This is a genomic window from Gracilibacillus dipsosauri (assembly GCF_003176895.1).
GTDB lineage: Bacteria > Bacillota > Bacilli > Bacillales > Amphibacillaceae > Gracilibacillus > Gracilibacillus dipsosauri.
The window spans coordinates 528,677-552,403 of the sequence record NZ_QGTD01000005.1; the positions used below are offsets into that span (position 1 = coordinate 528,677).

The 23,727-nt window shown below is 36.4% G+C and carries 22 protein-coding genes and 1 pseudogene; 8 read left to right on the forward strand and 15 right to left on the reverse strand.

Going from position 1 to position 23,727, the window contains the following annotated elements:
• Positions 1-3 precede the first annotated feature (3 nt).
• The 8 genes from DLJ74_RS06460 to DLJ74_RS06495 form a co-directional block, all read right to left on the reverse strand.
• Complete coding sequence (locus tag DLJ74_RS06460) at positions 4-615, reverse strand: response regulator (RefSeq protein WP_054860982.1); 612 nt, start codon at positions 613-615, stop codon at positions 4-6.
• A 3-nt stretch (positions 616-618) separates the two neighbouring features.
• On the reverse strand, positions 619-1,698 hold the full coding sequence (locus DLJ74_RS06465; RefSeq protein ID WP_109983819.1) for a sensor histidine kinase: 1,080 nt from the start codon (positions 1,696-1,698) through the stop codon (positions 619-621).
• Between the two features lie 16 nt (positions 1,699-1,714).
• Positions 1,715-2,401, reverse strand: a complete 687-nt coding sequence (locus DLJ74_RS06470; protein ID WP_109983820.1) for an ABC transporter permease — start codon at positions 2,399-2,401, stop codon at positions 1,715-1,717.
• Complete coding sequence (locus tag DLJ74_RS06475) at positions 2,398-3,129, reverse strand: multidrug ABC transporter permease (RefSeq protein ID WP_109983821.1); 732 nt, start codon at positions 3,127-3,129, stop codon at positions 2,398-2,400. Before DLJ74_RS06475 ends, DLJ74_RS06470 begins: the two co-directional genes overlap by 4 nt.
• Positions 3,129-4,115 carry an ABC transporter ATP-binding protein gene (locus tag DLJ74_RS06480; RefSeq protein WP_342767724.1) on the reverse strand — a complete coding sequence of 329 codons (987 nt, stop codon included), beginning with the start codon at positions 4,113-4,115 and terminating at the stop codon, positions 3,129-3,131. The genes DLJ74_RS06475 and DLJ74_RS06480 overlap by 1 nt, the downstream gene beginning before the upstream one ends.
• Positions 4,116-4,348: 233 nt before the next feature.
• A complete protein-coding gene (gene def, locus DLJ74_RS06485) occupies positions 4,349-4,924 on the reverse strand; it encodes a peptide deformylase (protein WP_109983822.1) in 576 nt (191 codons plus the stop codon).
• A complete protein-coding gene (locus DLJ74_RS06490; RefSeq protein ID WP_054788688.1) occupies positions 4,917-5,108 on the reverse strand; it encodes a helix-turn-helix transcriptional regulator in 192 nt (63 codons plus the stop codon). Before DLJ74_RS06490 ends, def begins: the two co-directional genes overlap by 8 nt.
• Before the next feature lie 698 nt (positions 5,109-5,806).
• Positions 5,807-6,973 carry an MFS transporter gene (locus DLJ74_RS06495; RefSeq protein WP_109983823.1) on the reverse strand — a complete coding sequence of 389 codons (1,167 nt, stop codon included), beginning with the start codon at positions 6,971-6,973 and terminating at the stop codon, positions 5,807-5,809.
• Between the two features lie 535 nt (positions 6,974-7,508).
• On the opposite strand from DLJ74_RS06495, the gene DLJ74_RS06500 reads away from it, so the two are divergent.
• The gene (locus DLJ74_RS06500; RefSeq protein WP_109983824.1) at positions 7,509-8,429 is read left to right on the forward strand and encodes a bifunctional helix-turn-helix transcriptional regulator/GNAT family N-acetyltransferase; all 921 of its coding nucleotides are present in this window, start codon (positions 7,509-7,511) and stop codon (positions 8,427-8,429) included.
• A 1,011-nt stretch (positions 8,430-9,440) separates the two neighbouring features.
• Here the strand turns inward: DLJ74_RS06500 and DLJ74_RS06505 are convergent.
• Complete coding sequence (locus tag DLJ74_RS06505; protein ID WP_054860976.1) at positions 9,441-9,722, reverse strand: hypothetical protein; 282 nt, start codon at positions 9,720-9,722, stop codon at positions 9,441-9,443.
• Positions 9,723-10,258: 536 nt separating this feature from the next.
• Between DLJ74_RS06505 and DLJ74_RS06510 the strand changes: the two genes are divergently transcribed.
• Complete coding sequence (locus DLJ74_RS06510) at positions 10,259-11,185, forward strand: nucleoside hydrolase (protein ID WP_109983825.1); 927 nt, start codon at positions 10,259-10,261, stop codon at positions 11,183-11,185.
• Between the two features lie 67 nt (positions 11,186-11,252).
• Here DLJ74_RS06510 and ant(9) read toward each other — a convergent pair whose 3' ends face one another.
• Positions 11,253-12,038: an aminoglycoside nucleotidyltransferase ANT(9) gene (gene ant(9) / locus DLJ74_RS06515; protein WP_054860975.1), complete on the reverse strand. Its 786-nt coding sequence runs from the start codon at positions 12,036-12,038 to the stop codon at positions 11,253-11,255.
• Positions 12,039-12,164: 126 nt separating this feature from the next.
• On the reverse strand, positions 12,165-12,746 hold the full coding sequence (locus DLJ74_RS06520) for a DapH/DapD/GlmU-related protein (protein ID WP_109983826.1): 582 nt from the start codon (positions 12,744-12,746) through the stop codon (positions 12,165-12,167).
• 213 nt (positions 12,747-12,959) lie between these two features.
• Here DLJ74_RS06520 and DLJ74_RS06525 point away from each other — a divergent pair, with 213 nt between their 5' ends.
• The 3 genes from DLJ74_RS06525 (at position 12,960) to DLJ74_RS06535 (ending at position 16,934) form a co-directional block, all read left to right on the forward strand.
• Positions 12,960-15,218, forward strand: coding sequence for an ATP-binding cassette domain-containing protein (locus DLJ74_RS06525; protein WP_109983827.1), 2,259 nt, complete (start codon positions 12,960-12,962; stop codon positions 15,216-15,218).
• On the forward strand, positions 15,215-16,138 hold the full coding sequence (locus DLJ74_RS06530; RefSeq protein ID WP_109983828.1) for a helix-turn-helix transcriptional regulator: 924 nt from the start codon (positions 15,215-15,217) through the stop codon (positions 16,136-16,138). Before DLJ74_RS06525 ends, DLJ74_RS06530 begins: the two co-directional genes overlap by 4 nt.
• Positions 16,139-16,604: 466 nt before the next feature.
• Positions 16,605-16,934, forward strand: coding sequence for a hypothetical protein (locus DLJ74_RS06535; protein ID WP_054860972.1), 330 nt, complete (start codon positions 16,605-16,607; stop codon positions 16,932-16,934).
• A 132-nt stretch (positions 16,935-17,066) separates the two neighbouring features.
• On the opposite strand, the gene DLJ74_RS06540 is transcribed toward DLJ74_RS06535, so the two are convergent.
• Complete coding sequence (locus tag DLJ74_RS06540; protein WP_109983829.1) at positions 17,067-18,062, reverse strand: glutaminase; 996 nt, start codon at positions 18,060-18,062, stop codon at positions 17,067-17,069.
• 66 nt (positions 18,063-18,128) lie between these two features.
• Positions 18,129-19,724: an aspartate 4-decarboxylase gene (gene aspD / locus DLJ74_RS06545; RefSeq protein ID WP_109983830.1), complete on the reverse strand. Its 1,596-nt coding sequence runs from the start codon at positions 19,722-19,724 to the stop codon at positions 18,129-18,131.
• A 507-nt stretch (positions 19,725-20,231) separates the two neighbouring features.
• Between aspD and DLJ74_RS06550 the strand changes: the two genes are divergently transcribed.
• Both DLJ74_RS06550 and DLJ74_RS06555 read left to right on the forward strand, forming a co-directional pair.
• On the forward strand, positions 20,232-21,077 hold the full coding sequence (locus DLJ74_RS06550) for an SPFH domain-containing protein (protein WP_219987218.1): 846 nt from the start codon (positions 20,232-20,234) through the stop codon (positions 21,075-21,077).
• A gap of 24 nt (positions 21,078-21,101) precedes the next feature.
• Positions 21,102-21,281 carry a type II toxin-antitoxin system antitoxin gene (locus DLJ74_RS06555; protein WP_054860969.1) on the forward strand — a complete coding sequence of 60 codons (180 nt, stop codon included), beginning with the start codon at positions 21,102-21,104 and terminating at the stop codon, positions 21,279-21,281.
• A gap of 97 nt (positions 21,282-21,378) precedes the next feature.
• Here DLJ74_RS06555 and uraA read toward each other — a convergent pair whose 3' ends face one another.
• Positions 21,379-22,662, reverse strand: a complete 1,284-nt coding sequence (uraA, locus tag DLJ74_RS06560) for a uracil permease (protein ID WP_109983831.1) — start codon at positions 22,660-22,662, stop codon at positions 21,379-21,381.
• Between the two features lie 385 nt (positions 22,663-23,047).
• On the opposite strand from uraA, the pseudogene DLJ74_RS06565 reads away from it, so the two are divergent.
• Positions 23,048-23,321: pseudogene (locus DLJ74_RS06565) on the forward strand (heterodisulfide reductase-related iron-sulfur binding cluster); the annotation flags it as partial.
• On the opposite strand, the gene DLJ74_RS20385 reads toward DLJ74_RS06565, so the two are convergent.
• Entirely contained in the window at positions 23,318-23,464 is a 147-nt protein-coding gene (locus tag DLJ74_RS20385) for a hypothetical protein (RefSeq protein WP_181397443.1), read from the reverse strand. The pseudogene DLJ74_RS06565 and the gene DLJ74_RS20385 sit on opposite strands and share 4 nt — an antisense overlap.
• Positions 23,465-23,727: the final 263 nt, after the last annotated feature.

The window sequence follows — 23,727 nt, forward strand, 5'->3', positions numbered from 1 at the left end:
TTTTCATCCTTGCTTTCTTTGCCAATAATAAATGGCAAGTTGTGTCCTATCACGAATTTCTAATTTATCTAAAATAACGGATAGCATATTTCGGACAGTTCCAACGCTTAAGAATAGCTGTCCGGCGATTTCCTTGTTCGAAAGTCCTTGAGCAACTAAATCCACAATATCTGTTTCTCTTTGCGTCAGTCCTTCCAACGCTTCTCGATCTGGTTCCATAATTGTTTTTAATACATCTGCGTCTAAGACGGTTGATCCTGCTCTTAATGCCCTGATTTGCTGGGCCATGTTTTCAATCGCTGCTGACTTTATTAAATATCCCTCTGCTCCTGCTTTTAACGCAAGTCTAATATTCTTCTCATCCTGAAACGTTGTTAACATCATAATTTGAACAGAAGGCCACTGGTCTTTTATTCTCTTTGTACTTTTGATTCCATCCATTATTGGCATTTGTATATCCATTAAAATGACATCTGGTAATTCTCGTTGACATACTTCAATCGCTTCTTGTCCATTTGCTGCTATATCAACGACCTCCAAATCTTCTTCTTTCCCAAGTAATAGCTTTAAACTTTGGCAAACAAGTTGATCATCATCGACGATTAAAAGCTTCATCTGTTAACCTCCTTTTTCTAAAGGAATGACACAAACAAGCAAAAATCCATTTTTTCGATTAATGGATAAGCTTCCTCCCATAGAGCGGGAACGTATTTGCAAGCTTCTTAAACCACTTCCAGTGTGGCTATTTTTTTCAACCGAACCATTATCCTGAATCAATAGGCGCACAATCGATTCCGTGACTTGTAAATCCACCTCGACTATTGTGGCATTACTATGTCTAGCAACATTTGTCAAAGCCTCTTTTAAGCAAGCTTCTAACAGCCCCCATTGATGAGCTGAAACGGCTTGCATATCACCAGATTTTTGAAGGTTTATATCGAGCTGTTGAAAATAGTGTGCGATATTTTCTAAGCTTTCAATACCCATCCATGTTGTTGGAGTCATATTATGAACCGTATCCCTTAAGTTTTTCGTACTACGCTTTAAACGATTTTTCACTTCCTGGAGTAGTTTCTCGGCTTCCCTCGAATCTTGAATATACTCGTACGCTTGAAGAGCCAGGGATGCACCTGTTAAATCATGCCCTAAATGATCATGAAGCTCGCTAGCTATCCGGTTCCTTTCCATTAGTTTTGCTTGGTGGGAAGCTGATTGATTCGCTTCCAACAAATCTATCTTCATGCGTTCTAGCTCATATCTAGCCTTTCGCTGTTCATCTGCCTCCTGTCTATATACTACTTGATTTTTTAAGGAGATGAACGAAAAGACACCAAAGAAGAAGGTCTGCAAATAAAACCAAAATAATAGACTAGAAGCTGCTTGCGCAAAAAACAGACTTATAAAGATAAGAAGAGATAATAGCCATTTGCCTTTAAGGGCTAGCTCAAAAATTGGCAGTGCTAAAGCATAATAGCTAATATTTGTATGTGGGGTGAACAAAAAACAAATAAAAACATCCACTAAAACAAACCAAATCGGTAAAGCAAATCTCCAACGTAAACTTGTCACAATTAGTAAAAGAAGAATAAGGATAAAGGATCCATTCGTAGATTCACCAATAATCCATAAATGTATGAGAAAGCCGATAGTTAGAAAGCGCCAACCGTTTATAAATAGCATTGGTTCCTTTTGCTTCAACCTTCCCACACCTTTACTAATAGATTTTTCTTGTACTTCCAATAATGATACATACGATGGTATATAACCATAGTACACTATTAATCAGTAGAAAATCGAGGATATTTTCTCCAAAAACAATCCAATTCAGCCCTTCCGCAAGCCAATAGGTTGGAAAGATAACAGCGATTCGTTTTAGCAAATCTGGAAATATCTCTATCGGTATTATTAGCCCTCCTAGTACTACGATTAAAAAGATGAGGGACATATAAAGGAGAAAGGAGGTATCTTTCCTTCGATAAAAAGAAATCCATGCCAGAGCAATCGCCAGTGAAGCAAAGCAAAACGATACAAAAAGCAAAAAGAGCCTGCTTGGCTGGTATAGCTCTTGGCCAAAAAGAATGCCACCATATACAACAATGGCACATTGTAGGATAAGGATAACTGAGTAAGCTAATAAATTTTGACTTAAATATTGGAAATGGCTAACTGGTGCTACCGCTAGTCGTTTAACCACACCTTTTCCTCGATCCTCTAAAATAATGGTGGCTAAACGAATGCCGATAAACAAAATTAAAATTCCAAAATACTGATAACCATAAGGAAGAAATGGCCACCCCTCTCCTTTAGGTAAAAAAATACAAGCTATCGGAAAAATAGTAAGAAAAATTAAATTGGTCGTATTACCAAAAACTCTTTTTAAAGCAAAACGAAAAATAGTCACAACTTTCTCCTCCTCCCTAGATTGAGCATCACAATAAATAAGAGGACGATCGCCACTAAAAGGATATTCGCTTGAAACCACGCTTTTCCCGTATTCGATTGGCCCATCTCATTAATTGACATGATCGATAAGGTTAGTGGATTACCATACGTTCCAAAAAAATCAAAAAAGATATTCTCAGGCATTGGAAAAAATAATCCTGCCAAGACGACAAATCCAACACCATACAATTCACTTAATCGTTCCGCGATTTTATATTTTTTCACAGAAAAGGTGAAGATCAGACAAACAATGATCGATAAAATGGCCATTAAGGAAATGATATAAATCATCCATGCCCAATTAGCCCAAATGATGCCTAAAACAAATTGTGTATAAATCATTAATAAAACACCAAGTAAAATCGAATATCCAGCCCCACATATCATGATCGAAAAAGCATACATTCTTTGGTTAAAGGGTAAGGTGTATATTCTCATTCTGTTTTCTTTAAATAAATCATGATCGATTAAATACATGACAATCGCACCTGCAAAAAGCTGAAACACAAGCACCATCGTCAGTGCATTTTGATAATGATAAGGCACTCCTGTTTCTGTGACAGATTCTGATAGAATAAATGAAAAAATCGTGATGAGAATAATAGGAATGACAAGAAGCAATAACAAAACAATATAGTTCCTGGCCATTCTAAGTACAGTAAATTTGACTGTTGAAAGTACTCTCATTACTCCTCCTCCTTATCCCTTAGCTGCTTACCCGTTAAAGTTAAAAAGACATCCTCTAAGTTTGGTTTATCAGCTTGAATGCCAAGCACTCCAGCATGTTCCTTCACAAGTGTGATGATTCGATCTAAATTGCCAGATCCAAATGTTGAAATAATGATGATTTGGCTTCCAGCTACGATAGCCTTCTTTACCCCAGCAATCTTTTCCAGACTATTCACTGGGACACTGTCAGGATCGGTAACGTCAATCCTCACTTTTTCTTCATGCTGTACTGTTTGAATTAATTCCTCAACCGTACCATTCTTTATGATTTGGCCTTGATCCATAATCGTTACGCTAGAAGCAATTGCTTGAACCTCCTCCATATAGTGGGTCGTATATAAAATAGTCGTACCATTTTCTCTTAATTTTTTCACTGCTTCTAAAATATAATTTCTTGACTGTGGATCAATTCCAACAGTGGGTTCATCCATGATTAGAAATCTCGGCCGATGTGTTAGTGCACAAGCAATATTTAACCTACGCTTCATTCCTCCAGAAAATCTAGCTGGTACTTTATTCCCCTTATCTGCTAAACCAACAAACTCCAACGCTTCTTCTACTCTTTTCTTTTTTTCTTGCCTTTTTAGCCCATAGACACCTGCAAAGAATTGCAAGTTTTCCTTTGCTGTTAATTCCTCAAATATCGTAATCTCCTGTGTTACAAGTCCGATTCTTTCTTTATTTTGATTAGAGAATGGATTTTTCGAATTCCCGAAAAGCTCTATCTTCCCACGATCGAAAGGAATCATTCCAGTTAATGTTTGGATTAACGTTGTTTTACCTGCCCCATTAGGACCAAGCAGACCAATAATTTCTCCTTCTTGGATATCTAAGTCTATATAATCTAGGACAACATGAGAGCCATACCTTTTAATAACACCTTGCATAGATGCAATCGTCATATTGTTCACCCTTTCATTTCTTGTTACCTTCATTATCGCCATACCTATTCCCCGTCGGTAGTTACATTTGTCATTTCATGCTTGGAACGTGATGGAAAATTATATAGTGATGGAAGAAGATTGGTTACTAGAATGGTATTGACTAATGTTGTTCATACAGACGTTGCCACAAGACGTGGTGGTTTTAATCTACAATCTGGAAAAAAGTTGGATTAAATTAAAATGAGCTGTCGTAACAACAGCTCATTTGAAAGTCAACCTAATGTATATAGATTTCAGTATAAACTTTTACAGTTTTCTGGTAGTTTAAAAGGATTTTCTGTATCAATACGATCATAAAACATAATTCCATCTAGGTGATCTATTTCATGCTGAATAACAATAGAGGAATAGCCTTTAAGTTTTAACACTATTTCTTCTCCCTCTAAATTAAACCCTTTCACTTTAATCCGCTCATACCTTGGGATAAGCCCTTTTATATCCCGGTCAACAGAGAGGCAGCCTTCGCTTGGTGGCAAATAAATCATAGAAACAGAATGGCTGATTATTTTCGGATTAATAAGGATATATTCATGCTCTGTACCTTTCTCATCTCTCAAATAAGCTACGAACATACGCTTATTCAAACCAATCTGATTCGCTGATAAGCCTACTCCTGCACGTAATTTATATTTTTTGGATAGAACGGGATCTTGACTATTTTTCAAGAAATTCATCATACAAATTAATGTTACCTTATCTTCATCAGATGGAGGTACCAGTACTTCTTGTGTTGGTCGATGTAGGATTTCGTTTCCTTCTCTTACTATATCTTTCATTGTGATCATGTAATTTGAATGAAATTTACTCATAAATAAACAATTCATCCACCTTTACTTTTAATGTTTGTGATAATTTGAAAGCCAGCTCCAATGTGGGGTCATATTTATCATTCTCGATACAATTTATCGTCTGTCTAACAACTCCACACTCCTTAGCAAGTTGCTCTTGTGTTAACCCCAGTTTCTTACGTATTGCTTTAATTTTATTTTTCAACAGTATCACCTATGTCAAGTATATTGGACATTAATATTATAACAACCACAACAAATATGTCAATTACTTTGGACATTTTCTATTATAAAGTACCAAGAAACTACACACGAAATGAGGAAATATTAAAGTAGATTTTATGGGTAGAAGAAAAAGATATACTTAATTGAATATTCCCATCAATCTTTAGGCTATAGAACGTCTGTCTCCCTTTTATCGTGTAGCCACCCTCATTCTAAAGTAAGAAAATGAAATTAGATGAAGAATATACCTTTTTAAATCATGAAGTTACTTCTCCATACGATGATGATCCTATTATCCCTGAACATAAATTGGAGTTACCTTTTGATTTGGGTTTTATGAGCTATTAAGTACCAAGTTTATTAGATCTAGTCTTGATTTTGGCACTTATCATCGTTATAAGTGTCACTTTTAGTCGTATGGTAATTATTTTTGGTACTTAATTGTGGTTTAAGTACTATTTTGACAAAGGACTTTTTTATTCTGGTACTTAAATTTGTTCTTCACTAGCACCCATTCTTTGGCAATTACACTGTCAAACACAGACTCCCTAAAATAACTTTCGATGCACACCCTCGTTTACTGCACCAATCCGTTCAATTGCATGCTGTGACCTCACATTTCAATTGTCTATTTTGATCTGAACACTACTCTCCTTTTTTATGACATATCCTTCCTGGTCACGTATCTGAAAAAGCTGATTCTTTTTTGGTTTCTTGGACTTTTTGGGTACTAAGGATAAAACTAATGATTGCTGCAACGCTACAAACATACGGGAGGAAAGAGTATCCCCAATTAGAAATGACAAAACCACCAATCATAGAACCAAGAGTTATACCAATATACAAAGCCGTATTATTCCAAGCCATAACAATTCCTCGGTCATTTGAATATTCAACTGCTAATCTTGCTTGGTATGATGTAAATCCTGCATACCCAACTAAAGCCCACATAAACAAGAAGAAATAGATCCAATCACCTGATGTGAAGAAGATACCTAAACAAACGAAAATTAGGGTCAAGAAAATGAGCGTAACTTTCGAAATCTTCCTTTCTCCAAATCTATCTGTTAGTTGACCACTTATAAGACTTCCTATAACAGCACCGATCCCATAAAAAGTAGTAGCTAAAGCGATTTCTGATGATGAGAATCTATTTTCGGAATAAAGAGCTGCACCTAAGTAAACATATAGAGCATACATTGAAATAGCCCAAATAGTTGTAACACTTACTGAACCAAGCATTCTTAGCAGATTTCCTGTTAATAGATTCCTTGCCGAATTATTTTTGGAAATATATTTCCATATATTATAATTTACTACCGCCAATATAGCTCCTATAATAGCCATTACAACAAATACTGAACGCCAACCAAGAAAATGCTCTAATAACGTACCAAATGGAGCTCCTGCCCAAAGGGCTGTTAAGTGCCCTGAAACAACAATCGAAAGCCATGTCCCTGTCCGGTTTGGTGGTGCAATATCTCCAATGATTGCATATATCAAAGGAGTAATTGAAGCAACGGATAAACCAGCTAAAATACGACTAACAATTAACCAAAAAAATGAAGGAGCAAAAGCAGTTAGTACGTTAGAAATGACGAACAACACTAAGCCAAATGTAATTAATGCTCTCCGTCCATTTTTATCTGAGAGCCACCCGAAAAAAGGAGCAAAAAAAGCATACGTGACAGCAAAAACTGTTACCATCCATCCAGTCATCGCTGAACTTATATTATAAGCTTCTGAAATGAACGGTAGTAACGGAGATACTACAAATAAGTCAATACCCATTAGAAACAAAGTTATCCAACCAACACTTAAATATACCCTCACTTTAAGCTCCATTACATCCCCCATTTACAATTATTGTTACATGTATATTCTTTGGAGCTATAAAAAGGACCTCTTGTTAAATAAACTGCCCGTTAGCACATTACATCTCACACTATTTTAACCTAATATTCCATCATTTCGTTTTAGATTTATGCCATGATACAAGACGATCATTTGATAATCGTAGTTGAACTCCTGCTACCTATAGTCATTTACAATCTTTTGTGTAGGAGAATACAAAAAAGACGGCTTCTCACTAAAGAAAAGCGCCCTTATCATGAAGACTCGGTTTCAAGATAGCCTTACTCAATGCAATTACCAAACTTATTAACTGGTAATGCTTAATAAGAAAATAGACGCTCTGCGCTCTTCTTAATGCAATCATTACTTAAATATGCTGTGATGAACGCATCTGGTACCTTGTAGCTTATAAAGCTGAGTCGATTGTAGGATTAGAAAATAGTTGACTTTGGCAATTAACTTGTTTTATACTTTTTTATATAGTTGACAAAGTCAATCATTTTTAATTTAAAGGAGTTGTTAAGTTGTGACGCAACCGACAGTTTCAAGCGTATCTAAAGTTAGACAGTTTAATCGTTTTTATACCAATGTTCTCGGTTTACTCAACCAACAGGTGTATGGTAGTCCTTTTTCTTTAACAGAAACTCGGATTTTATTTGAAATTAATAGTCTAAGTAACTGTACAGCAAAGTTATTGCAAGAAGAACTGGGGTTGGATCGTGGGTATGTGAGTAGAATATTGAAACGTTACGAAGAACAAAATATGATCTACAAACAGAAATGGGAGGAAGATGGTCGTACTTATTTTATTCACTTAACTGAAAAGGGAAAAAATATTTACAGAGATTTAGAAAAAAAAGCGAATCAACAAATTGAATTTCTTTTAACAGATTTAGATAGTGATAAACAACAAAAGCTCATCGAATCAATGAGTAGAATTGAAGGCATCTTGTCGGAATGCTTTGATCAAAATGAAGCGAACATTTCCATTAGAGACGATTATACTGTTGAAGATAAAAAAGATATTATCATTGAAAAGCAAAGAGCTTTTTATACAGCTAACCATGGATTTGATGAAACATTTCTAGATTATCTTCACGAGACCTTTAATGCAAAAATTGAGAAAATTTGGATTGCAGAAGATAACGGGAAATTTGCAGGTTGTATTGGATTAGTCGAAGAAAATGAAAAAACTGCTATGTTAAGGTGGTTCATTGTTGAGTCGTCCATTCGCGGAAAAGGAGTAGGCACACAATTGGTGCGAGCACTACTTGATTACTGCAAAGAACAACAATACGAACGAGTGTATTTATGGACTGTGAGTAGTTTGCCGATAGCAAGACGATTATATGGAAAATTTGGTTTCAAAATAACTGAAACAAAAGAAGAACAATTATTGTGGGGACAGCCAATTGTAGAAGAACGATGGGATTTAGAATTGAAATAATCACTACTTATTCCCTTTCCGCCCTCATAGCCAAAAGCTTCCAAAAATGTATACGATGCTAGTTTTATTCTTGTTCCATGAATGGATAATATAACAACAAGATCGTTGATATGGCGGTCTTGTTGATCTAAGGGGGCAGACTAACGTAGTAAAAGTAGCTCTTAAAAATAAAACTATGCTCATTTAATCGAGATTCAGAAACAGTCCCTTTGAAGCCTTCTATTCATTATTTTTTATCACCATCTGGATTATGTCCTTCATATCGCTGCGTTTCGCCGTAATAAAAATGAATACATTTGTAATTCTTAATCCAATCAAGAATTTCAGCTCCATTGTAGAACATGCATGTCAAAAGATTGTGGGCCACCTCACTTCAATCGTATGAATGTGTTTCTTTTCCACAATCAATATAAATAAGCCGACAAGCATTTATACTTATCGGCTTTTACATTACAACTCTTCACCATTTGTTTCAATTTCCGATAATAGACATAATTCATACACCGATCTAGGAGCTTGCTTCATTTCTATTAGTTCTCTAACTTAACGCAGGGGATATCACCAAATTTCCTCTGTGACCAACAGTTATCTTATGAATATATGGGTAAAAATTGCAATTTAATATAATTTTTTATCACCTATTGTAACATGATACCAAGTTTATTAGATCTAGTTTTGATTTTGGCACTTATCATCGTTATAAGTGTCATTTTTGATCGTGTGGTTATTGGTTTTGGTACTTAATTGTGGTTTAAGTACTATTTTGACAAAGGATTTTTTTATTCTGGTACTTAACCTTGTGATTGACTTTTATTTATGGGATTTTGAGGTTTGCAATTTTTTAAAGAAGTTTCTTTCTTTTAAAAAAAGAAGAGCCTTCTTAAAGAGCTCCTAATGGTTTAATTAATTTAAAGAATTATCATTGTAAATGGAGTTACGATATTTTATATCTAGCCCTTTATCTTTATTACTTTCTTTAGCATGTTTCATTGCGTTCTCAGAAAGGTTACTTTACTTAAAATATGCTCTATATGCTGTGATGAACGCTTCTGGTGAAGATCTCACGGTATACGTATATACACCTTGTAGCGTATGCAAATAGAGAATACCACCTTTATTTGCAATTTCTCGATAAGAAAAATCCATCACATCCTTAATCGGAAACTCTCTATTGTGTGTAACGACCTTATCGCTATATAAGTAAATGATTCGGTCATGTTCAATATGAAACTGTTCAATACTTGTCACTTTTCTTTCTATTTTTATATATGGGTGCTGTGCTATCAAGCTCATATGACCCTCCTCCAAAAACAAAGGCTTTTTATAATTATGTTATCACAAATATCCTTACCTTTTAAAACAGACTTCAATCAAGGGTGATTCAGTAGTTTGATCGTTTTGCCTACACGGGAGCGTCAGAAAATGCGATTTACAACGTTAAGCACATAGAAATCCCAATTTCTTTTTATGTATTAAGGGGAAATTGGGAAAGATCTTCAGCATCCCGTTTCGTTGCTAACCGAACATTAAGTGTCATTCGCTACACTCCTTAATAATAATTCCTTCTCAAGTTAAAGACCAAATTGGCTAAATTCAGCTTTGATTTTGGCACTTATCATCGTTATAAGTGCCACTTTTAGTCGTGTGGTTATTCGTTTCGGTACTTAATTGTGGTTTAAGTACCATTTTTGACAAGACATTTTTTATTTTGGTACTTAACGTTTCCCCATCAGCTTATTGTCCTTTAAGCAGCTGGTGTTGAAGAAGTCATACGTGTGCATGATTTATGAATTTTGGAATAAATATATAACAGAAAGGAGGAGGCTCTTATAACGAAAAAAATTCTATTATTTTGTGATCCCGGAATTGATGATTCTTTAGCGATTATGTACACCATGCTGAATCCTGACATCGAGCTTGTTGGTATCGTCACTAGTTATGGGAATGTGACAAAAGAACAGGCTACAGCTAATGCTGCTTATTTAGTACAGTTAGCAGGGAGAAATGACATTCCGATTATCCCTGGTGCTTCTCAGCCGGTGCAACAGGAAGATGTGACGTTTTACCCCGAAATTCACGGTGATGGAATCGGTCCGATACATCCTCCTAGTAATATGCAATACCAAACATATCCTTTTGATACGATTCGTTATATTATAGAAAAATATAGAGATGAGCTTATCATTGTAGACACAGGGCGTTCTACCACCCTTGCCATGGCATTTATCCTATTTCCAGACCATTTAAAAATGGTGGCTTCCCTCTATGTAATGGGTGGAGCATTCTTTGTTCCAGGTAATGTTACAGCACTAGCTGAAGCAAACTTCTATGGAGATCCAACGTCATCTAATTATATTCTTAAGTTCGCACACAACTTGACCATCACGCCTTTAAATGCCACTCAATTTGCAATTCTCACCCCAGATATCGTGGACGCCATTTCTAAAAATAAGAAAAACATCTATGCCTTTATGATGGCTCCTGTCTTTGAATATTACTACGAATTTTATAAAAAATCAGTACCAGGTATTTCCGGAGCGCCTATTCACGATCTTCTTACTATTATGGTTATTAATCATCCTACTATTGTTGATTACATATACTATGATGCAAATGTGGTTGAAGGCGGAGAAGCAAAAGGAATGTCTTATATTGATTATCGACCAACAAGTAAAACAGGAAAAACACGAATTGCCATCCAACTTCATTACGAAGCCTTTATAGATGAATTTAGTAGGATTATGTTACCGAAATGATAATAGATAGTTAACTCGTGTTGCTTGTATTCTAACGGGAAGTTTTAGCCGAATAACAATGGTCATTTCAGATACAAAAATAAGATTTCATAGCATTTTTTATATAATTAATGAGTGCTATTACTTCACTCTCTAGTCCCTCCCAATTATCCATACACTCTCCTCGATAGGCTTTTCTTGCTATGTCGACTAAAGTCGCATGCTCTTTAGGTAAAAGGGGAATCGCCCATTCTGCAGCCACATCTTTTGGAGAAATTTTACCTGTAGTCATTGTTTGCCACATTCGAGCTAGGGTCAAAATTACATTACGCTCATCACCTTTAATACCCTCCATCAACTCTGGGTAAGAATCCTTAATCGCCTCTCGAATATCTGTCATAGGCACGGGAGCAAGTATATCTGAAGCATCAGGACCAAATAGAGAAATACTATTCTTTCTTGCTTGTGCTAAAACAATAGCCAAATCAGGATCATAGCCTGGATCCTTAATTTGACCATTCTCAAAATCATCCCTAAGCCACTCACCATAGACAATTTCTTTCTTTGGTGGATATTGCCAAGGCATAACATCACTGTGATTTATAACCGTGAGTTCAAGTGGTCTCAAAGAATCTTTATTTCCTATCTTTCCAGAAATAAGCATTAGTCTATCAATTAGTTTCTTTCGAGTTACTTCAGGTAAATGGTTATTCACTATCACGAGGACATCGACATCACTGTTAATGCGTAAGCCACCTTTTACTGCTGAACCATATAGATATACTCCGATTATTGAACTTCCAAATAACTCCTCTACGATTTTTAATGCTTGAATTGCTTGTGCTGGTATTTTTTCATTGCTCAAATTGTTCAAGTAAATACTCCTCTCTTCTGATCCTGCCTTGTTCGTTTAAGTGAATAACACCACCATATCATAAATCTACAATCGAAAACCATATGTATAAACAGAGAAAACACAGAGAACTTACTTTTCTCTGTGTCACTCCCCTTCACTATCCACCCTCTTCACAACTTTCGCCGGCACTCCCGCCACCACACTATCCTCCGGAACATCCTTAGTCACCACTGCTCCTGCTGCGACAACGGCGTTATTTCCAATATGAACACCAGGAAGTATGGTTGCGCTAGAACCAATCCATACATTTTCGCCAATCGTAACGGGAGATGGATATGTCGTGCTTCTAGATTCTAAGGATAGCCCATGATTAAGTGTGGCAATCGTAACATTCATGCCGATCAATGTACCGTCACCGATCGTAATGCCTCCTCTATCTTGGAAGGAACAACCCGTATTGAAAAACACATTCTTCCCGATCGTGATATTTTTCCCAAAGTCTGTATAAAACGGTGGAAAGCACATAAAAGAGGGATCAACCTTCGATCCTGTTAACTCACTAAAAATATCTACTATCTCCTCTTTTGAATGATAGGATGTGTTCAATTTCATCGTTATTTTTTGGGCATCATAGCTGCATTGTGTTAAAAGCCCATGTAATTCTTGATCCACACCTGAAATCGGATTACCTTTCTTGCAAAATTCAATAAACTCTTCCATATTCATTATTCATTCACCTAGCTTTTGAGTTATATTTCGAGATATTATTCTCTTTTAACAATAGGTTACTCCTTATAGTTAACTCTAGGTCAAGAAATAAACGAACATAAACCCCAGCAACCAGTTATATTTATTTTTCAATCCTGACATAATGTTGTCAGGGTACTTCTGTATAATGATTTTATATGATATTATGCTAACCTTACAGGAGTGGTAATAATGGTTGAGAATCATTATGTTAAACTTGTCGGCTTGAAGGAAAATAACTTAAAAAATATAACACTCACTATTCCAAAAAAGAAGATCACTGTGTTTACAGGCGTTTCCGGATCTGGAAAATCTTCTATTGTATTCGACACAATAAGTAAGGAAGCTCAGCGTCAGTTAAATCAGACATTTACGACATATATTCAAAATCGATTACCAACCTATAGTCCAGTAAATACATTATCCATTGAGAACCTATCCCCTGCCGTGGTGATTGATCAAAGACGATTAGGAGGAAATGTACGTTCAACGCTTGGTACAATCACAGATATTTACTCATTATTGCGATTATTATTTTCTCGAGTGGGAGAGCCCTTTATTGGTGAATCCGATGTTTTTTCTTTTAACAATCCGAAAGGGATGTGTCCAAACTGCCAGGGAATTGGACGAAAGGTTGAACCAGATATAGAGAAACTATTCGATCATACAAAATCCCTTAACGAAGGAGCGATTTTGTTTTCCACGTTTTCCGTAGGAACATGGTACTGGCAGAAGCATTTAAACTCAGGCCTATTCAATCCGAATAAAAAGTTAATGGATTACACGGATGCAGAATGGCAAATGTTACTACATGGAAAAGATGAGAAAATTATATTACCCTTAAAAGACGAACCCACCAAATATTATGAAGGCGTTATAGACAGATTTAAACGGATGTACTTAAAAAAAGACATCCGTCAATTATCGCATAATGTTAAGAGATTCATTACCATAACACCTTGCACCACATGCAATGGAGCTCGTTTAAGTCAAGAGGTATTAAATTGCAAAATAGATGGCTATAACATCGCTCAATTCACTGCTATGGAAATCGGAGAATTAATAAAAGTAATCAAAACAATAAAAGATCCAATAGCTAAACCTATCCTATCGAACATTTCAAGTCGATTACAGCATCTCATTGACATGGGACTTTATTATCTTACCTTAAACCGAGAAACATCCACCTTGTCTGGGGGAGAATCACAACGTGTAAAAATGATAAGACATCTTAATAGTAGTTTAACAGATATGATGTATATTTTTGATGAACCGAGTATCGGATTGCATCCCCGCGACGTACACCGCCTTAATAGAATGCTCCAAAAAATTAGAGACAAAGGAAACACGGTTATAGTGGTTGAACATGACAAGGATGTTATCCGTATTGCTGATCATATAGTGGACGTAGGACCAGGTGCAGGTACAAATGGTGGTGAAATTGTCTATGAAGGAAATCTAACAGGATTATTGGAAGCAGATACATTGACTGGAAGATATTTAAGAACTAAACAATTATTAAAAAAGGAAGTCCGTCCATTTAAGGAGTATCTTTCCATCGTTAAAGCATCCAAAAACAATCTAAAGAATGTTACTGCTCGTATTCCTTGTGGTGTTCTTACTGTTATTACTGGCGTAGCTGGTTCGGGGAAAAGCACACTGATTTTAGACGAATTTTTAGCACAGTATCCAAATGCGATTGTAATCGACCAAAAGTCAGTGGGTACCTCGATTCGGTCTACCCCTGCGACTTATACGGGCATAATGGATATCATTCGAAATTCGTTTGCCTCTGCTAATAAAGTAAGTAAGTCCCTTTTTAGTTTTAATTCAGAGGGGGCCTGCCCAGAATGCCAAGGGAATGGATTTATTCATACAGACCTTGCTTTTCTGGAAAGTATGAGAACAACTTGTAAAATATGTAATGGAAAACGGTTTAAAGACGAAGTACTTCAGTATAAATTAGACGGAAAATCCATTTCAGATGTATTAGACATGACAGTGTTTGAGGCACTTTCCTTTTTTCAGGAGGAAGAAGTGCTTTCCACCTTAAGAGCATTTTCAGAGGTAGGATTAGACTATATGACTTTAGGTCAGCCATTAAACACCTTATCGGGTGGTGAGTGTCAAAGAATGAAATTAGCTGGCGAGCTACACCAATCTGGCAACATTTATGTTTTGGACGAGCCGACAACTGGTCTTCACATGTTCGATATTAGCCATTTATTATCCATTCTAAATCGTTTAGTGGATAATGGCAGCACCATCATAGTGATTGAACACAATTTAGATATCATGAAACAAGCGGATTGGATTATCGACCTTGGACCTGATGGTGGTAAAAATGGAGGAGACATTATGTTTGTAGGTACTCCACATGATTTAGTAACAAGGAGCAACTCGCTAACTGCACAATATCTAAGAAATGATATACAGGAGGACTTACCTTGAAAATCGAACGTTTATTAGGAATCATTGTGTTACTGATTTACAGGAAAAGAATGAAGGCGGTGAACTTATCGAGGTACTTCGAAGTATCAGAGAGAACGATATATAGAGATATTGATTCTCTTCAACGTGCAGGGATTCCGATCGTATCGCTTCCTGGTCAAGAAGGCGGTTATGAATTAACGGATCAGTTCAAATGGGATAAAAAGTATCTATCGCTAGAGGAATTACTCTCTATACGGTGGGCGTTAGAAAGTATGGAAAAGGCTACTGGTTTCGAAGATATAAATGAATTGGTTTCGAAAATTAATCAATTAATCGACTCCGATCCCACCCAAGATAAAAATATCCAAATACAACTTTCTCATTCGAATCATCGTTCGCAACATATTCAAACAATATACAAATCCATTCAAAATAGTAATGTAATTAAAATTCGCTATGTGGATCATCAAGGAAAAGAAACAGAGCGAGAGATAGAATCCATGGGGATTTTTTTAAAAGACTACCACTGGTACTTGTGGGCATATTGTTTACTACGAAAAGAACTCAGAATCTTTAAGCTAGCACGGATCTTGAATATTCATCCTACAAATCGCTATTTTACGAGACGTCCGTATACAATGGAAGATATATATGAAAAAGAAGATGGAATATCTGGAAACAGCATAGAGCCATTTACCGTCTGCTTCCAATTTAACCGAGAGATGAGAGCACAGGTATTAGATAACTTTCAAAAAGATGAAATAGTGGTTAATCCAAATGGGACGTTCATTGTTAAGAAAAAATATTACACCATGGATAAAGCGATCATTCAAATTCTTCGTTTTGGAAATAAAGTCCGTATTATTTACCCGAAAGAGTTGGTGCAAAAGTTTACCAAGTGCTTGGATGATATGAAAGATTTATATAGAGAGCAATAAATAATGCTCGTCAATACTCTTTTCCAAAAGATTATCAAGAACTTGGTGTAAAAATTGAATCTAATAATAGCAATCATGACACGCCTACACCTAACACGCTTTAGCCATTCTACGATTTTTGTGAGTCCTACCTATAAATCTGTTAATGCAAGATCTTTTTTTAAAAAGGAAAACCATATGATACAATAAATGTATAAAATGTTAACATTTTCAATTTATGTATAAGGGGGTGTTTATAGTGGTATTAGAGGATTTATTGGGGCCAATATTCGTATTCATTATTAGCATATTTCTTCGATTTAAATTTTAAAAAATGAAATTTATATTTGTAATTATTATAAGCGTGGTAATTGGGACTTTCTTCTCTCCATTCATTTCAGAAGTAAATAGATCGATATTAGATGTGTTCCTATTCAATTGTTTCGTATCCCTTTGTGCACTATGGTTGGTAAAATGGTTTATATATATGAAACCTAAACAATTAGAAATTTACAATTCTATTGAGAGATTTTTTTCAAATAATGATGACTTAACTGTAGAAGAAAAAGAAGAGTTGAGTAAACTACCTTCAGAAAATATGTTTGGATTACCGACTTTAATTTTGGGTGGTGTTGGATTTCTTTTTGGTCCTCAACTTTTATTTGTTCCCATAATTGCATTGTTATTTGGCATATTAACATTTGGAACGTTGGATAAAAGCAGAGGTCAAAATCCTTGGGCTTTTTACATAGGGATAACCTTTTCCATTATTGGAATAGTTCTTCACGAATTAGGTTACACCCACATATTAAATTAACTAAGACAATTATTTATTTTTAGGTATTTGCCATAGTATTGAGTAGAGGTTTTGTAATACTAATAAACGACTTCTTATCCAAATTGATTTGACCACTGATGGTGAGTGAAGGGCAACAATACACCCCTCTCTCTAAAATATACTCAAATCCCATTGCTTCGCGATATGTCGAAGAAGCCTAATCCCTGCAATACTATTGCCTTGCTCATCAAGCGCAGGACCATACACCCCAATTCCGCAACCTTCTAGAAAAGGGAGCTCCTCATTTCTAGCTCTTGGTGGTGAAACTGCAATAATACTACCAGACACCCCACTTTTTGCTGGGATTCCGACATATGCAGCGAATTTTCCTGAGGCATTATACATGCCGCAAGTCAGCATCAAGGCCTTTGCTAAACGGGCAACTTGTCTTGGAATAATTTTTTTCTCCGTTTTTGGATCCTCGCCATCATTTGCTAATATCATCCCAATACGGGCCAAATCCTTTAGGGAAATTTCGATCGAACATTGCTTGAAGTAGGTTTCCAATGTTAGCTCTAGGTCTGATTCCAATGAGCCAATTTCGACGAGATAGTAGCCGATGGCTCGATTTCGCATCGAGGATTCTTTTTCAGATGCAAATACATCCATGTTTAATCTGGGACGGTAGCCTAGGATATTTTCTAACAGCTGAAATAGGGGCACTAGTTTCTCATCCGATGTTTTTCCGTTTAATAGTGACGTTACTGTTATAGCGCCAGCATTTACAAATGGATTAAATGGCTTTTTGAGCTGTTTCATTTCTAGGTGCATAATGGAATTAAAAGCGGCACCTGTAGGCTCTACATCGACACGATCCAGTACATAAGAAATGCCTCTTTCCATACATGCAATAATAAAGGTGAACACTTTGGAAATGCTTTGTATCGTAAAGGGTATCTGAACATTGCCAGACTCTATGGTCATCCCGTTAATGCCCGTGATGGAAATGCCTAAGTGTCTTTTATCAGCTTGCGCTAAAAGTGGTATGTAGGAAGCGACTTCCCCTTCCTTCGTATGTTTCCTGTAAAAAGTCACCCAATCATCCACATAATTTTGCAGCCATTCTTTTGTTAGTTTTGTATTTTGATTAATAGCTCCCTGTACCAAAAAACCACCTCACTGGTGGTAGTTTGTGTATTTTCTTGGGAAAATAGTCAGGGGATTGGACATAAGCTACCCTTTTCCCTCTTTCCATTCCATTACATATTCCTCCATCACTTCTTTTAATTCTTGTCCTATACGGGAATAGGCTTCATCATTAAGATTAGCAAGTGATACACGAATCGACCATTCTGGTGCTAAAAATCCTTGACCGCTTAATAGGACAATCGATGATTTCTCGGCTAATCGGTATAAAATATCTTCTGGTTGATAATTTTCTAAAAGATATTCTGTAAAGCCTTTTTCATAATAATGATTGCACCAGATTTCCAGATCGATTTCTGTATAATAGTCTGCATTATTTGGTAAATGCTTCTTCGACAATCCTAGACCTTCATATAAACGAAGCATCCTTCGATCTAAAATGTCGTTGGTTTTTTGTTTATACTCATTATTGGTATCAAGCATGGCAAATATGGAAAGTAAGGCCATTTGTACTTGCTGTGGTGTCGATAGTCCAGCGGTGTGATTCATGGCGACATCTCTACTGTCTGCTACGATTCGATCGATAAACTTCGTATGTTCTGGAGTTCGGGTAAGAGAAGCATACCTTCTATTTAAATCCTCTTTCTTTTTTTCAGGTAATTCCTCCAATAACTTATCAAAAACATTATTCTCACTTATAGCAATGGTTCCTAAGCGCCAGCCTGTCACACCAAAATATTTGGAAAAGGAATACACGCCAATCGTATGAAAAGGTAAATCCACCATAATCGAGCGAAAGCCTTCTACAAAGGTTCCGTACACGTCATCAGAAATGATCATTAAATTAGGATTGTCATGCTGTACAATTTGTGCAATTTGATCTATGGTTTCTTTTTTTATCGAGACAGATGGTGGATTGCTCGGATTGGTTAGAAATAGTGCCTTGATTTCCTTATCCTTTAACTTTTCTATTTCCTCTGCAGGGTATTGCCATGTATGGTTCCCCTCCTCATCTATTTCGGTTGCCATAATTTTAACGAGCTCAAAAGCATTATTCGGGAGTTCTGGAATCTCTATGTATGGTGGAAAGATCGGAACCATCACCGCGATTTTGGACCCCTTAGGAAGTAGGTGATTTTTATATAATGTTTCAAAAATATAGCACATCGCTGCCGTGGCCCCTTCGACTGCAAATAAATCAAACGTATTTTCCTGATCATATAGCTCCTTCGATAAAAAGTCATGCACTACTTTTTCCGTTCGAACAAGCATCCGACCAGGATTAGGATAGTTATCCCCGATGATTCCATCTACTAATTCATAGACCCAGGTATCTCTTTCAAACTGTTTTCTGTTGATTCCGTAATCAATGATTTCCTTTAGCAGCTGCATTCCTGGAATGTGCGGATTTTCTTTCGCATAATTTTGGAAGCGTTCTGCTATTCCATTACGATTTGGCATGCCAGCTAAGTCACCTTCATCCCATACTCGTCTTGATTCAGAGACCGCAAATTGTCCAAGCGCAAAAAATGCTTCTCTTGGGGAGGCGGCAATCCAATTGGGATTACCGCGACCCGCATCAAGCATCGTCCTAGTTATCCTCTTTTTTCCTTTGGCAAGCTCAATAAGTTTTTCTTTTATTTCAAAGGGGCTTATTCTACTTGCTTTATTTAGTTGATTCATCGAAATCCTCCTAAACAATCTACTATCTTCATTTACATAAGTATTCCACTATTAGGCGTGAAATATTATCTGAAGATACATTTCTTAGGATAACTGCATGTTTAGGAGATAGAATTCGGTGATCTTAAAGGTTATTGCATTACGATCCAGAATGTTGAGTTTTTGAGTGATTATATTACTTTATGGCCTGAACTAACAATACTTTTGTATCCTAGAACAAGAGTTTTATAAACGCTCACATTATGTGATCCTATTCATTTTTTGAAGTTTTCCAAATGAATAGAGCTAAGATTTTGAATAATGAACAAAAAATCCTTTTTCACAGGCTTCTTTTTATCAAAAGGTAATACTTTGTATCATTAAAGCAATATCAATGTCCACAGACTCAATTGTATTGCATTTTCTAATATAGGACCGAAAATATTAATAATTATTTACATTTATATACATAAGTGATATCATTATAATATAAAAATATTTCATACAAAGGTGGTTATATTCATTATGTTGCAGGAGCGAAAAGCATGGACAATAAATGGTTATCTAGGTATTCTCCTTATAGTTTTACTCTTAGGTTTAACCGCTTTTACCTTTTTTCAAGAACAATTCGTTGTTGGAGTCATAGCTCTTCTCATCGCCATCCTACTTGGAAGTGGTATTACGTTAGTCCAACCTAACCAATCAGTGGTTGTTACGTTTTTAGGAAAATACATGGGTAGTATTCGACAGGAAGGTGTAGTAATTACGATACCGTTCACTGCAAGACGAGTTGTTTCCCTTCGCGTTCGAAATTTTAATAGTAAAAAATTAAAAGTAAATGATGTGAATGGGAACCCGATTGAAATTGCTGCGGTTATCGTTTTTAAAGTAACAGATTCCGCAAAAGCAGTATTTGAAGTGGACCGCTATGAGCAGTTTGTGGAAATTCAAAGTGAAACAGCCATTCGTGCCGTTGCAACGAAATACCCTTATGACACTTTTGAAAACGTGGAATTAACCTTAAGAGGAAATGCCGAAGAGGTGTCCGGCGAACTAGCTTCCGACTTACAGGATCGTTTAGAAGTTGCTGGTGTAGAAATTATCGAAACAAGGTTAACCCACCTTGCTTATTCGACTGAAATTGCTCAGGCTATGTTACAACGTCAGCAAGCAGATGCCATCATTGCAGCAAGACGGAAAATCGTTGAAGGAGCAGTAGGAATGGTACAGGATGCCATCGAGCAATTGGAAAAAGAAAATATTGTAGACCTTGATGAGGAGCGTCGTGTCGCCATGATTAACAATTTACTTGTTTCGATCGTAGCAGACCATGGAGCACAGCCTGTCATTAATACCGGCACACTATATCAATAAAATTTGTTAAAAAAGAGGGTTTCTATGACGAAGAAAAAACATTTCCCATTGCGAATAGACCCTAAACTCTATGAAATATTGCACAGTTGGGCCAAAGATGAATTTCGTAGTGTAAACAGTCATGTGGAATTTTTGTTACGAGAATCTGCCAAAAAAGCTGGGCGATTACCAAAAACTCAGGATAAAAAAATTGGGGAGGATTAAGTTCTTCTCCTCTTTACTGTAGGTGTGGTGTATGCCTTTGATTTACTAAATAGAAAAAGGATCTTAGCCTAAGATCCTTTTTCTCATGCTATTAACATTATTCATTGGACAGTTTTAATTGATCAAGCACTTTAAAGAAAAGGCTCAGAATAATGGCAATGATGGTGGCTAAGCCCATACCTGTTAAGGAAACATCCCCGATATTAATGGCAGCACCACTAATTCCAATGACGAGCACCACACAGGTTAATATCAAATTCTGTGAGCGGCTATAATCAATTTTCGCTTCCACAAGCATGCGGATACCACTTGATGCGATTATACCGAACAATAATAGTGAAATCCCACCCATTACAGGCGTTGGAATCGATGTGATCAGTGCAGCTAATTTTCCACAGAAAGATAATATAATAGCGATAACAGCTGCCATACCAATGATCCACGTGGAGTAAACTCTCGTAATTGCTAAAACCCCGATATTTTCTCCATAGGTTGTGTTAGGTGTTGCACCGACAAGACTAGAAATAATGGTGGAAATCCCATTCCCCGCTAATGAACGATCTAAGCCCGGTTCCTTTGCCAAATCCTTTTTGACAATATTCCCTGTTACAAATAAATGCCCAATATGCTCAGGAATAAGGACAATTGCCGCAGGAATTATAATCAAGATTTGGGACCAGTCAAATTTTATTTGGTAAAATTCTGGCATGGATATCCATGCAGCTTCCTTTACAGTTGTTAAATCAACTAAGCCAAAAATAGCAGCGATAACATATCCTGCAATAATACCAATCAAGATAGGAATAATTTTCAGAAATCCTCGTAAGGTTACCCAACAAATAATGGTAATCAGCAAGGTTAGGAATGATACAATAGCCGCTTTAGGATCAATCGCCCATGAAGCCCCTGCATCTGCTGGCGCAATCCATCCTGCCATTTCTGCTGCAGTCGGCACAAGCTCAAGACCAATAACAGCAACGATAGCTCCCATAGCTGCAGGTGGGAAAAGGACATCGATCCAAGCAGTTCCGGCGATTTTGATGATAAGAGCAACAACGCATAAAATAATACCGACAAATAGGAACCCACCTAGTGCATAACTATAACCCTCCATCCCCGAATAGTGACCTAAAACGACAAGCACCGGTGAAATGAAGGCAAAGCTAGAGCCTAAATAAGCTGGAATCTTTCCTTTCGTAATAAAAATATAGAGCAATGTCCCGACACCATTCATCAATAAGATGGTCGCAGGGTTAACACCGAACAGTACAGGAACCAAAACCGTCGATCCGAACATCGCAAATAAATGCTGAAGACCTAATGGTAAGCTCTGCAAAAAAGGTACACGCTCGTCAACTTGTATTTCATCATATTTTGCCACTTTATTTTCCCCCTTGAAGTAAATATAGGGTTCAAACAGTTACCGCTTAATAGACAAAAACACCTTGCTAAAAAAAGCAAGGTGTTTGCGGATTGATACAACCATAGACTACCAGATTAGCTATGGTTATGAACTTCACAGACTTTGAATCTATTCCACCTTGCCAGTCTCACAGGACTGAATTAAAGGTAACCGTATGAACTTATCTCAAATATTATTACAATATATTGTCGAAATGTCAATGTTTTTTTGCAAACGGAAGGATTGTCACTTTAATTTTAAACGACCATACTCTTAAAGAACAACTTGAAATAATGGCGACTGCCAGAACATATTATCACCCATCAAGATTCTTGTCACTACGTAATATGTTGAAAACATGTGATCGATTAATAATATTGAATTTTGCGAAATGGAGTACGCTAGTGGTTGTTGTGGCTCTGCGGGTATCTATAATATAGTTGAAACAGAAATGTCTATGAAAATATTAGATTCGAAAATGAAACACACGAAAGCTACACAAGTTAACTACTGTTGTGACCGCAAATCCTGATTATTTACTACAAAAGAAGCTTAGTATCAAGAGAGAAGGAGTAAACGAATCTGTACGTGCAGTTCATATCGTCGACCTATCGCTAAAAAGCTGTAAGTCGAATTAGGCAATTTTTCTATCCTCATCCCCCTCATTCAATTGTCTTTTCCCATCCCAGAAGTAAATACGAGGTAGACCCGATAACAACCAATATTCATGCAATAAGGTAGAGCTAACAAACAATATCAAGGTCCAATCTATTTGCCTCAAAAGAATCTCTCCCTTCGTAACTAATTTATGGCGAAGGCAGGTTGTCTAAGAACGTTTTCACTTTTTGATAAGAGTGGGGTTTTGACCTCCAAAATTTGCTATATAAGTACCAACTTTATAATCTTTGGTTACATTTTTGGTACTTAAATTGGTTTTAAGTACCAAATTTATGATCTTGGGTTGCAATTCTGGTACTTAAATCGGTTTTAAGTACCATTTTTACTTGTTCGCTTTCTAGTTTTGGTTCTTATTCGTCATTGTAT

Coding starts and splice junctions, on each gene's coding strand:
- DLJ74_RS06460 (WP_054860982.1), bottom strand. CDS start 615: ATGAAGCTTTTAATCGTCGATGATGATCAACTTGTTTGCCAAAGTTTA.
- DLJ74_RS06475 (WP_109983821.1), bottom strand. CDS start 3,129: ATGAGAGTACTTTCAACAGTCAAATTTACTGTACTTAGAATGGCCAGG.
- DLJ74_RS06480 (WP_342767724.1), bottom strand. CDS start 4,115: ATGGCGATAATGAAGGTAACAAGAAATGAAAGGGTGAACAATATGACG.
- def (WP_109983822.1), bottom strand. CDS start 4,924: ATGAGTAAATTTCATTCAAATTACATGATCACAATGAAAGATATAGTA.
- DLJ74_RS06495 (WP_109983823.1), bottom strand. CDS start 6,973: ATGGAGCTTAAAGTGAGGGTATATTTAAGTGTTGGTTGGATAACTTTG.
- DLJ74_RS06505 (WP_054860976.1), bottom strand. CDS start 9,722: ATGAGCTTGATAGCACAGCACCCATATATAAAAATAGAAAGAAAAGTG.
- DLJ74_RS06520 (WP_109983826.1), bottom strand. CDS start 12,746: ATGAATATGGAAGAGTTTATTGAATTTTGCAAGAAAGGTAATCCGATT.
- DLJ74_RS06525 (WP_109983827.1), top strand. CDS start 12,960: ATGGTTGAGAATCATTATGTTAAACTTGTCGGCTTGAAGGAAAATAAC.
- DLJ74_RS06535 (WP_054860972.1), top strand. CDS start 16,605: ATGAAACCTAAACAATTAGAAATTTACAATTCTATTGAGAGATTTTTT.
- aspD (WP_109983830.1), bottom strand. CDS start 19,724: ATGAATCAACTAAATAAAGCAAGTAGAATAAGCCCCTTTGAAATAAAA.
- DLJ74_RS06555 (WP_054860969.1), top strand. CDS start 21,102: ATGACGAAGAAAAAACATTTCCCATTGCGAATAGACCCTAAACTCTAT.